Genomic DNA, 11,888 nt, shown 5'->3' on the forward strand with positions numbered 1-11,888 from the left:
CCACGAACATGATGGCTACCATCACGGCCACCAGATACACCGGCCACTCCCGCAGCGGCTTGCGCCACAGCAGCGCGATCATGAAAGTCGGTGCCGGCCAGGCAATGGCGGAGAGCGTGGTGCTCTGCTCGATGCCCACCGCCGGGCTGGCCAGCAGGTAGTAAAGTAGCGCGCAGCCAACGGCACCGCCCAGGCTGCGAGCCCAATCCACGCTATCGCCGGTCTTGACCATGCCCGTCGTCCGCCGCCGTCAGGGCTTGCGCGCCGGCACCGGCGATTTGCCGAGCGGCGCCGGGGGCGTGGCCGGCACCGGCGGATCGGTACGGCTGCCCACGCCAGGAGCGCTACCCGTGCTGACCGCATCGAATGAAACCTGGTTGTTGACCAGCTCGTTGATGATGGACTGCATGTTGCGCGAGCGATCCTTGACGGCTTCTTTGTCCCAGCACGCGCCGATCTGTGGCGGCAAGAACACCTCGTTGGACGGCTCGACGATCTGTCCGCCCACACGTGGCGCCTGCGCAGCGAGTTTGGCCTGGATATTCTCCTGGGAACGCTTGAACTGCTCATCTTGCAGTTTCTGTTTCTCGGCGGCGGCCTCCTTGTCCAGCTTGGCGTAGGCATCCAGTTGCTGGGCGGTCTTCAGGATGGCGTCTTGTCCTTCGAAGTTGTAGCGCACAGAGATCTGCTTCACACCCAACGCCTCGAGTCCCTCGCGGCCGGCAGGGAACTCGTCCACGTCAAACTGACGCACCCCGCCGCGGAAGTCCCGCAGGAAATTCGGTACGCCCATGGCACCCGGGTATTTCTTGGTGAGGACCAGCGTATCGATCTTGATCTGCAGGCTGACTTCACCGCATTGGCCTGGTGCCCATGGGAAAGCCACGCTGACCGGGAAGTTGTAGTTGTCCAGCACCTGCGCTCCCGCCGCACACTGTACCGAGAGCACGGTCTCGAACGGCTTGGCAAGGGCCCCGCCGTTGACGCCGGTCGGTTGGGCCACGATCGAGAGCTGCGTCACCTGTGCCTTGAGGGCATCGGTTTTTTGCTTGATTTCGGCCTGCGTGCGCTCGATATCGGCCTGCGCCTGCTGGGCCTGCAATTGGGCCTGCTGCGCTTGCAACTGCTCGGCCTGCTTGCTGGCTTCCTCGCGCTGCTGGCTGACCAGCTGGGCTACGCGTTTGTCGACGGCGGCGTTGAGGGTAGGCAGGAAAGCCCCGGTGAACGGCACGCTGTAGCCCAAGGTCTCGACAATACGGAAGCGACGTGCATCGCGCTCAAGGAAAGGCTTGGCAATCCCGTCCGCAAAGGCCCATACGGTCCCTTTGGCCCCATACAGCTGATCCAGCATGGCGGCCTTGTCCGGGGCAGTCTGCAATGGCCAGTGCACCTTGGCCTGCCAGTCCTTCTGCAGTTCGCAAGAGGCCTGCTGCTCGATGTAGGTCAGGGTGAAGTTGAGCGGTCCCTCAATGAGCTTCCAGACGGCATCATCTGCCGCCTCGCGATGGCCGACCAGTTGCTTGAGTTGCACCAGCGCACCGGCTGCCACATGCGCGCCGGAAGACTTGACGGCCGGATCAATGCCGAACTGGTGAAAATCGGCCGCCAACTGGTAGGACTTTCCTGTGCCGACCACAGCGTCAGCGCCCAGTTTGTTGACTTCGTCCTGGTACTTGGCCAGGGTGTCGACCGCGGACAGGTTTTTCAACAACGTCTGCTGGCCGGCTACCGGCTGGCCGGCGAGGGTCTCACGCACAGCCTGGCCGCCGACGGCATTGATGGAATCAACCATCTGCACCGCCTTGCCCACGGTCTGGCTGGCCAGTCCGGAGCGTACCGCCTGGCCGCGCAATTGCCTGAACTCGCGTGCAAGGACCAGCCAACCTGGCAGTTCCTTGGTATCGACATCCTGGAACTCGTCGTTGAGTCGATCGATGAGGCGATAATAGGGACTTTGCGAACCGGTGATGCTACCCAGCGCGGAACGCCATTCGGGCTCGGTGCGCAACAATTTTTCCGGGCCGCCGAAGTCCGTCACGAAACGTTGCCATGCCAGCATGCGCTGGTCCTGGTACCACTGCTCGAAGGCGGCACGATGCTGGAGGAAGCGTGGACCATCGTCCATGGCCTTTTCCATCTCGGCCAAGAAGGCGTCAATCTCCTTCTTGCCGGCCTTGGTGAAAGCCGCCGGCACAATCGTCCCCGAACGGTTGGCATCGCCGCTGGTGCTGGTGCTCCAGAAGTCACCAGCAGTCACGGCCGAGGCCGCCGTGCCCGGCGTGCCATTGTCGGCAACCAGGCCTGCCAGCCAGGTCATCTGGCCGTCGGCGTACGCCACGCGATCCAGCGTCGCCTGGTCCTCGCGCAGGCGATCCGCCAAGTACGGGTCGTTCAGCGGCGTCCACGCCAGGTGAGACAGGCGCAGTTCGTTGAGTTGCTGGTACTGCTGGGGCGTGTACCGCCGGATATGCACCAACGCAGGCATCTGCTTGAGCACAGAGCGATCGGCACCCTGCATGCGCGCGTGGACCAGGTTGGTGTAGCGGACCAGGTTGCGGATCAGCAGCGGCAGCTCTTTGTCCGGATCGCTGCCCTGGACGCGCTGGAAATCATCGCGGTAGTCCTGCACAGTCACCGGCAGGACGTACTTGCGGAAGTTGCTGACGAAATTGAGCTTGAGCCGGGCCTCCAGGTCATCCATGTTGGTTGCGATGACCATCCATTCGGTCTTCCAGTTCTCGTTGCGCCGTTCCACCAGTTGCACCGCATCGCTGACCTTCTGCAAGGCCGGGATGTCCTGCTCAATGATGCCGCTGAATCTCACGTCGAACGGCCGCTTCTCGCGTACCAGCGACAGCGTCTCCATGTTGGAAACAAAGGAAACCGTGATCATGATCCCCACCGCCGAGGCAATGAGGATCCACGCCACCACTCCCAGGTTCCGTGTCACCTGCCGCCAGCGGTTGACCAGCTCGGCAGGACGAGAAACGAAGCGATCCTGCGGCAGGATGCGGCCGAAGAAATCATGCAGGAACAGTCCTGCATGGGTATTCGGATGCGATGCCACCGGAGGCAGCACCTGCCCGAGCAACGATGACACCGCCCCACCCTCCTGCAGGCCACTGGAGAAGAACAGGCCGCGCAAGAAGGGGCGCTCCAGGTAAGGATTGTCCGCCAGGCAGGCGTTGAGGAACAACTCCAGTTTGGGACGCAGGTTCTGCAGTTCATTGGGAAACAGCAGCAGCTCAGGAGAGGCCGCTTCTCCCTCCGAGCCTGCCATGCGTGCCACCAGTGCGATGCGCAGTTGCTGCAAACGCGCGCCGATGCTGTCAAACGCGCCTTGCAGGAACTGTGCCGCGCTGCGGTCGCCGACGATTTCGTCGGACAGGTAACCCATGGCCTGTTCAAGCGTGTTTTCGGGCATGCGCTTGGCCCACTCTTCCATACCGTAAAGCTGGTCGCACTTGGTCACCAGCACGTAGATGGGAAAGCGCTTGCCGAACATCTGTATCAGCTGCTCGATACGCGCGCGTACCACCCGCCCTTCCTCGGCCAGTTCATCGCGCGACACATTGGCCAGGCGATCGGTGCCGATGGCCAGTACCAGCCCATCGATCCCTTCGCGCGGCCGATAACGCGCCAGCAAGTCCAGGCCCAGTTCCCATTCCCGACGGTCGGCCTCACTGTCCTGGGCATCGACATAGCGCCCGGCACTGTCGATCACCACCGCCTGGTCGAAGTACCACCAGTCGTAGTTCTGAGTTTGTTCCACAGGTCCGCTTTGTCGCACCCGCTGGATCGGCGAGGACAGCCTTGCCCGTGTGAGTGCAGTGGTCTTGCCGGTACCGGACTTGCCCACCACGATGTACCAAGGCAGCACGTACAACGGATTGCCCCGCCGGCGCAGGCTGGAACCACGCAAAGTCGCGACGGCCTCCTTCCATTTGCGCCGCAGCAGTGCTTCCGGAGAAGCGGCCTGCGCCACCGAACTGCGGGTGGCTACGTCCTGCTGCGCCAGCTTGCTCCGCGAGCGCATGACGATGTACACGCGGCGCAGGAATTTACTCAGGAAGTACACTCCGATGACACCGCAGAACAGCGCCAGCGCCACCCACAGCGGCCAAGCCATGTACAGGGCAGCGCCCCAGCAGCCCAGGGCGAGCAGGACCAGCAGCACCAGCCACAACAAGAACTTTCCGAATGTCTTCATATGCTTATCTGCGGCAGGATGGTATTGACCACCTGCCAGATGATGACGTGATAGATGCCGTACAACACCACCAGCACCAGCAGTGGCAGCAGCATGGCGTTGAAGGCGAACGAGGACAGCTTCCAGCGACGCCGGCTACGCACGGGCTTGCGCTCCGGTTCGCCAGGTTGCAGGGCAGCACCATAACCATCCGGAAACAGCAACCTGCCGGCCTCTGCCGGCAGCCCATCCTCGTCCTGCAGCAGCAGCTCCAGGTTGCTGCGCTTGATGTCGGTGAGCGCTTTTTGGTTGCGGTCGTAGCCATAGCGGCCGGCGAAGCCCAAACTCAGACACAGGAAATACACTTCGCGTACGCCGGTCCGGGCGGCATCCAGAGCGTCAAGCCGCGTGTAGAAGGCCACACCGGCATTGGTGATGCCGAAGTAACGGCGCTGCAGCAGACGTCGCTGCCATTCTGCGCGGCCCAGCCAATCGGTGGCCAGGATGATCTCGTCGGCCAGCGCCAGCACGGCGAACAATGCCTCCTCGATATCGGCATCGGCATGTCCGGCGTCCTGCCCGGCCCGGCGTGCCTGCGCAATGGCCGCGTCCAGCTGCGCCGACAGCGCCGCCGGGTCCCCCACGGGCTGGCGCTGGAACTGGCGAATCTGCGCTAACAGCGAGATAAAGCAGTCGAGTAATCTCATCATCGTCTGAGCACCACGATTTCAGCCTTCAGGTCGTCGGGGGCATCCAGCCACTGCAGCGCGATTGCGCCGTGACGTTCGACTGAGTCCCACAGCTGGCTAATCTGTTCGATGCGGAAATAATACGAATAGGCACGGCGCGGCAAGCCCTGCGGCGCCACCTGCATGTGGATCAGCTCCAGTCCGGGCAAGGCGTGCGATACCAGCCCCGGGATATCCTCCGGGCTGGCCAGGCGCGCGTCGTTGAGCAGCGCGTCAGCCACCCACTTGGGATCCTGCTCAGTTCTGACCACCAGGTAAAAGCGGTTGCGACGATCGAAGAAGGTATGAGGCAGTTCCGCCGCATGGTAGCCATCACGATATTCCAGGATCGCCAGGAACTCGGGGCCCACCGTGATTTCATTGAGCAGGTTGCTGATCAGCGCGTGGGCGCGCGAGAAGCATTTGTTGAGTTCGGTGTGGTCGTAAGGGGGCAAGCCGGGCGTGCCATCGCTGGCCTCGCCCAGCATGTTGAAGCGTTCCGAGAAAGAACTCAGTTCACCAATGAGCTGACGCAGCGCACCATAGGCCATCCAGGGGTGGACCTGGCGTGTCTCCGTCAGGTGGAACAGGTAGGGGCTGGCCCGGTTCAGCGAGCGCAGCGCCAACAGGAAAACCATGTAGCTGGCGTCGAACTCGGCCTTCTGCATTTCACGCGGGCTTTTGTATTCCTGCAGCTGGCGGGTTCGCCCGGACAGTTCGTCGCGGATGTCCCGGATGGTGCGCATGAGCACCTCCGAGCCTCCCAGCGTATAGCAGGGAGGGATGAAGTTGTCGGCCAGCTTGATGGTGTCGCCATCGCGTACCAGGCGCGCGATCGGGATGAGATCGTAGCCCTGCAAATTTTCCAGTTCGGACTCGAAGAACACCTTGACCACATGCAACAGCGTGCGCACCTGCGACGGGGGTCCGTCGGAATACAGGTCCGGCACCTCCGGCGTGTTGCTCAGCGAAGCAAACCGCGTGGGTGCAGCGGCAGCCTCTGCCAGGGAATCGGCCTGGGTGGCGTTCTTTTCCTGGTCATTGAGTTTCTTGATGCCGAGATAGACATTGAAGGGCTTGTCGCCCTCGATCCAGGCGCTGTCAAAGGAGCGCGGCGCGATCGCCGCATTGCCGGGATATTCGACGTAGCTGCGGTCGGGGAACAACAGTTGCGCCCGCTCGATCTCGATGATGCGGTTGGAGGCTGCCGAGGCCGACAGGATCAGCTCCCCTACGCCCCAGAAGTGCGGCAGCCCCGACTCCAGCAAGGGCTTGTTGCGGAACTGGCCGTGCAAGTCCGCCATCTGGAAATGCTGGGGCTGCATGAACATGCCCTGATGCCAGTAGATCGCCTTGTTATCTTCCATCGTGACTCAATCCCCAATCTTTTTCAGTGCCTGGCCAGCCTGAACGGCTTCCTGGATCGTATCGGCGGTGAGCTTGATCTCCTTGCCGCCGCCATCCAGCGGCACCGCCTGCTGCATCTTCTTCTCGCTCGGATCGTAGTTCAGCCGCTCGGCATTGAGAATGCCGTCCGGGCCGAACTTGACACGCGCCGCGAGTTGGGCCGGTGTCGCTTTCCAGGTCTTGGACAACAGTCCGTCGCTGGCCACGGTCAGCGGAATCTCGAACAGGCGCGCCGCCGTGGGACCGCTCATCTGATAATAGCCAGCCACCAGGCCAATGAACTTGGCTTTCTGCGCCCGATCAAGGATGAGAATGGAGTGCTGCCCGGGATCGACGACATAGCGGGTGAACTGGACGAAGCCTTCATTGCCCTTGTTGGCGGACAGGCTACGCGCCAGTGCAGCGGGATCGGCAATCATCTTGTAGAAGGCGGCAGCGTCTTCCATCTGGTATATGCCCAGCAGCAAGGTGTGGGACTCGCCGCCGTAGCGGTTGAGCTCGCGCTCGGCCGACAACTCCAGCATCACGCCATCCTTGGCGAATTCCCAGGCGACCTCGGCCAACGCATCCTTGCGGCTGTTTCCGCCCATGGCGGAATTGGCCGCCGCGCACCCTGCGCCGGTGATTACGGCCAGCGCCACGGCAGTCCACGCCTTCCAGGCCGCAATCCTTCGTGGACGCAGCAACATTCCCTGATGTCTGCTTTGCGATTGCAATTGAAAGCCTTTTATTATCGTTGTGCATGATGCCTGCCCGCAGGACAACCCCGCCTCCCCTGAGGACATCGACCACCCGAAACGGCGAGCGGAATTAGCAAATCATGCAATTTTCCTACAAGTGTCTCAAATTAAACCATCAAAAACAGGCTGATTTCGGTCTATATGTCAGATGTAATTCAATGGCGGAGTCGAATATCTTCAATAAGACCCGGGATGGCGTTAGCATCCTGTGATGCGTTTCGGCGCTCAATTGCCGTCCTGCATTGCCGCCAGCCCCCATACCGACTCCCCTGCCCGAGATGACCATTCGCCCCAGCCTGCCCTGTCCCTTAGCCCGTAGCGCGTTGCTCCTCACGCTGCTGCTGGCCTGCACAGAGGCACAGGCCGCGCCGTTGAAGTTGCCGGAGTTTGACAACGGTCCCGAAACCCGCACCACGGTGGCACCCGTGCTGTTCGTCTATGCCTCCCAGAACCGTGACCGCAGCGTCGGCGAGCAATGCTGGGACACCCTCATTTCGCAACGAGACCTTGCCATCCGCGAGGACAATGCCAAGCCCTTCTTCGTCCGCAACCTGTTCCCGCTGGTCGGCGCGGCCATGGGCGGAATAGCCGGTGGCTGGATGCTCAAGCGCCTGGCTTCCGACGCCGCGGCTCGCAAATGGATGCTGCCGGTGGTAGCCGGCAGCGGCCTGGGCGGCTACTTCGCGGGTCCCGGGGGCGTGGCCGGCGCGCTGGTGGGCGGCGGGATTGCCGACAAGCTGGGCAAACACGATCGTTTCAAGAAGACCCTGCCGGGTGCCTTGGCCGGGGCATTGGTAGGCAAGGCCCTGTGGGACGCGGTGTTCCCCCCGGCGGTGCCTCCTGCCCCGCCCTCGGACCCGGACGGCGAGATCGCTCCCGAGACTTTCGTGCGCGACAAGACCTGCGGTCCACAGCTGCTGATGTCGCACGAGGACTCCCTGTACCGCATCGGCTACCGCTTCAACGGCGAGGAGTACACGGTCGATGTTCCCTTCGACCCTGGCGAGGCGGTCTTGCTCGACCCGACCGGGAAGGCCGTCGGCCCGGCCCGCGAACGCGTGGAATAAGCCCCTTGCCTCGCAGTTACGTCGGCGGGCGGACTTGCAGCAGGGTCTGGCCGGTATCGGCACCCTCCAGTGCGGCCCGACTGATCTTGACCTCCTCCACATCCACGCCATACAGGTTGGCATGATGCATGACGGCACGTTCCACCTTGGCCTTGCGCAGGGATCCCTTGAAGAGATTGACCGCACTGAGGTCTGCGCCCGTCAGGTCGGCCTTGGCCAACCTCGCACCGCGTGCGGAGGCTCCGGCGAAAATGGCATCCTGCGCCTGCAAACGGGACAGATCGGATTGATCCAGCGTGGCCTGGTCGAACCGCGCCGACCTGGCTGACGCGCCTTCCCAACTGGCGCCGGTCATCTGCGCGGCACTGAAGATGCCGCCGTCGAACACGGAGCCGACGCCAGCCCGCGAGCCTTGCAGGCTGGCGCCGGTGAAGTCGGCACCTGGCATCTGGGCGCCGTGGAAATCGGCGTTGTCGCACATACTACGACCCAAACTGATCCCAGCGCCGTTGGCGCCGGCGAAACTCGCTGCGGTGAGCACGGCCCCCGATAAATCGGCGCTCTGGAGGGATGCCCCCGCAAAACTGGCCTGCATCGCCTGACAGCCAGCCGCCTTAAGTCCATCCATGGCGGCATCGGCAAAGACCGCCTGGAACAGGCTGGCCCCGGACAGCGAGGCAGCCGAAAAATCGGCACCCGTAAAATCAGCCTTGCTCAGGTCGCTTCCCTCCAATTGCGAGGTGGTAAAGACGGAGCGGTCAGCTGAGGCACCGGACAGCACCGCATGCCTCAGATCGGCCTCTGTAAAGTCAGCCGTTTGCAGCACGGCACCGTCGAAACGAGCACGCCCCAGCTGCGATTTGCAGAACGAAGTTTGCGTCAGCAAGGCATTGCTGAAGATGGCACCACTGAGGTCAAGCATCGAAAGATCGAGTCCCGAGAGATCCAGGTCAGCCAACCTTTCTCCCTGTGCATGACGCTCGATGACTTGTTCTCGCGTAAGTTTGACTGCCTGTTCATTTGCCAAGAGCGGCAGGTCCGGTAGCTTTGGCAAGGTCGGCGCTGCGGCGGCTACCGGCAGCGCCGCTGCTGCTGCAATCGCGGCCTGCAGCGCATCAAGCTCTACCTGTTGCTGCGCCAAGGCCTTCGGTACATCTCCGATGAATTTGGCAGCGTCACTTTGGCCCTGCTGTAAAAGCCAGTCCTGAAGCTGGGCATCGGTGACGCCATGCTTTTGCATGAACGCCGCCTTGTCGGCCTCCATCCGGGACGTTATGAGCTGCAATTGCTCCAACGATGTCGTTGGCGGTTCGGTCGGCGGGTGAATGATGTCAGCCTCGGTCAAGCCGTTCCTGCTCAGTAATGCCTGGGTCTCGGCACGCATCTGCTCGGTGAGGGCCTCGATTTCCGCCAGCGAGGTCTCAGGAGCTTCAACGGCGGGACGGGTGATATCCGCTTCGCTCAGTCCATGCCGACGCAACACGGCATCGGTGTGCGCCTGTAGAGAAGCCGTCAGCTTCTCGATTTCCAACAATTCAGGCTCCAGCGCCGGTACCGCAGCTACGGCAGGCACGGCAGCCGCCGGCAGCGCGATTTCCGTCGGTGGAATGACTGGAGAAATCGGCGGTGCCACATCGATGGGTGCCGCTGCTTGTGCTTGCGCAATTTGATTCCGGAATTGCGCCTCGTAATGGGCGAACGGCAAAGGCGACTCTGCCAGCATTTCCCATTCCAAAAGCGCGTAGGTCACATCGTCGCCGTCGCTATCCTGTATCTGCGTGGCCGCGCGATACAAGATGATGCCGCGCTCCTGCTCGGGTAAGAACCAAACGGTTTCGGCTCGCGGCTGAAGCTCGACAAATTCTTTGCCGCCGCTCGCCAGCGCGCGCTCAATGAAGCAACGCGCCCGCAGGCCGGGCAAACGCCCCTCGATGTGAGCCCACTCCGGATGCAAGTGGTCCAACGCGAAGGCTTCGTCGCCGCGCAAGTATCCTGGCATGCGTTGGTCCGGCGGTGCTGCCATGAAATAGTTCATCTGAGTTTCTTCCGGCAGATGCGGCCAAGTCTGTTGCGTCCAACGCTGGTCGAACTTGCCGAGCAAAGCCTTGCGTACGCTGTGGTCCGGTGCCAACGCCGTAAAACCTGCCGGCATCGGCTCGTCCGAGACCGCCGCCATCAACTGGCGCGGATGCTCCACATTGGGCAGAGCTCGCCGCCGTCTACCGTCGAGGCCTGGCATCGGCACGAAGCCTTTCCCGGACGGGTTGTCCTTGAAACCGGCGCCGCCAAATGCCTGCGCCGGTCCTAGCGGCATACGGTTGAAAGGCTGGGCTGCGGATGGCAAGCCGCCGAGGCCGAACTCGCGATCCCCGAACACATACAGTTGCTTGGTGACCCCGCCAAGCGTGGCCGTGACAGCGATCTGGGGGACCTCTGCGCCTTTGTTCGCACCTGGCGCAAATGCCGAGCCGATCACCATGTATTCCGATGCCGGCTTGGACCAACCCTCATCGAGGGGCGCGTCGATGCCGATGGCCGCCAGCGCCTGCGCGGTAAGGCCCCATAATTGAGGCTCCTGCACCAGCGATTCCCGGCCGCCACCAGAATACGGGAACATGGCCAGCATGCCGAGTGACAGCGTCTTGCGACCGGCGAAGGTATAGGTGCGATACAGCAGGGCAAGGTCGTTGGGTTTGAACACTTTCATGGGGTTTTGCCCTCAGCCGAGCTGTATCATCGCGCCATTGAGCGTCACACCGGTCGGTCCCAGCTGAGCCATTCCGCCCGTTGAATTGAGGTTGATCGCCGTGGCGGTGACCTTGACGTTGACGGTCGATGCGGCCATGGTCGCGTCAGCAGACGTGAGCTTGACCGAGGCCGCTGCCGTGGCCATACCGACTTCCGTGGCGGTGGCCGAGAACTTGTTGGTCGGTCCAGCCTGCATCGCGGCAGCGTCGGCGGAAAGAACGATCTTTTGCGCCATCTGCTGCATACCTGTTTGGCTGGCCGACACATGCACGCGCCGGGCGGCCGACATGCTCATCACACCGCCATCGGTCGGATGCAAATGCAGCTTGGCCTGCAAGATGTCGTTGGCATCACTGGCCTTCAGGTTGACGCCATCGGCATCCAGCGAGAGTGAATTGCGGGGCCCGGCCGCCGGCAACGCACCCAGCGGAAGGTCCACCGTCATCTTGATCCCGGTCTTGTCCATCGACATCTTGCTGACCAAGGTTCTGGCCGCAGCTTTGAGCCTTGAGGTCACGACCCGTGCAGCGCCCTGGATAGCCACCATCGCCGCCGTGTTGGCAATGGCATCCACGCCGAATTTGGTGATGATACCGGGCCAGCCGCCGACAAAGTGGGAATCGGTCATGACCTGCTTGTCCTCGACATCGAGCGCCGCGTATTTCTTGTTGATGGCCTCCAGTGCTGCCTTCTTGGCAGCTACATCGGCCTCGCTGGTCTTGTTCTCGTAGGACTTTTCGACGTCGCTGATCTCGGAAGCCTTGTCGGCATCGCGTTTTTTCTTCAACTCATCTCGGCGAAGGTCGGCTGCACTCTTGTTGGTATCGTAATTGGCATCCTTCAACTGCCCGTTCACCCCCATGGAAAAGACCGTCGATGCCGCCAGATTCACCGTGGTGTAGGCACCGATGGCGGTGCGCAAGATCCTCTTTGCCGTCTTGGCTGTGGCCACCAGCGGATCGAGATCGGCATGCCCGGCCGAAATGGAATAACTTTCCAGCGCTGTCTC

7 protein-coding genes and 1 pseudogene are annotated in these 11,888 nt (G+C 62.3%); 1 reads left to right on the plus strand and 7 read right to left on the minus strand.

From position 1 onward, the window contains the following. From B3873_RS04545 to B3873_RS04565, 5 genes and pseudogenes are all read right to left on the minus strand, one after another. Positions 1–232 (minus strand): annotated as a pseudogene (locus B3873_RS04545) (histidine kinase); the annotation flags it as partial. A gap of 18 nt (positions 233–250) precedes the next feature. After that, positions 251–4,210: a type VI secretion protein IcmF/TssM N-terminal domain-containing protein gene (locus tag B3873_RS04550; RefSeq protein WP_286864265.1), complete on the minus strand. Its 3,960-nt coding sequence runs from the start codon at positions 4,208–4,210 to the stop codon at positions 251–253. Beyond that, complete coding sequence (locus B3873_RS04555; RefSeq protein WP_286864266.1) at positions 4,207–4,899, minus strand: DotU family type IV/VI secretion system protein; 693 nt, start codon at positions 4,897–4,899, stop codon at positions 4,207–4,209. Before B3873_RS04555 ends, B3873_RS04550 begins: the two co-directional genes overlap by 4 nt. Beyond that, positions 4,896–6,284, minus strand: a complete 1,389-nt coding sequence (tssK, locus tag B3873_RS04560) for a type VI secretion system baseplate subunit TssK (protein ID WP_034337254.1) — start codon at positions 6,282–6,284, stop codon at positions 4,896–4,898. The genes B3873_RS04555 and tssK overlap by 4 nt, the downstream gene beginning before the upstream one ends. Positions 6,285–6,290: 6 nt before the next feature. Further along, positions 6,291–7,013, minus strand: a complete 723-nt coding sequence (locus tag B3873_RS04565; protein ID WP_286864268.1) for a type VI secretion lipoprotein TssJ — start codon at positions 7,011–7,013, stop codon at positions 6,291–6,293. A gap of 329 nt (positions 7,014–7,342) precedes the next feature. Here B3873_RS04565 and B3873_RS04570 point away from each other — a divergent pair, with 329 nt between their 5' ends. Further along, positions 7,343–8,131: a hypothetical protein gene (locus B3873_RS04570; protein ID WP_209534792.1), complete on the plus strand. Its 789-nt coding sequence runs from the start codon at positions 7,343–7,345 to the stop codon at positions 8,129–8,131. 16 nt (positions 8,132–8,147) lie between these two features. On the opposite strand, the gene B3873_RS04575 is transcribed toward B3873_RS04570, so the two are convergent. Beyond that, positions 8,148–10,838, minus strand: coding sequence for a DUF2169 family type VI secretion system accessory protein (locus tag B3873_RS04575; RefSeq protein ID WP_286864272.1), 2,691 nt, complete (start codon positions 10,836–10,838; stop codon positions 8,148–8,150). Positions 10,839–10,850: 12 nt separating this feature from the next. Continuing rightward, the coding region (locus B3873_RS04580; RefSeq protein ID WP_286864273.1) for a hypothetical protein at positions 10,851–11,888 on the minus strand (1,038 nt) is incomplete at its 5' end.

It is taken from the genome of Herbaspirillum sp. UBA812, assembly GCF_002296545.1.
GTDB lineage: Bacteria > Pseudomonadota > Gammaproteobacteria > Burkholderiales > Burkholderiaceae_D > Herbaspirillum > Herbaspirillum huttiense.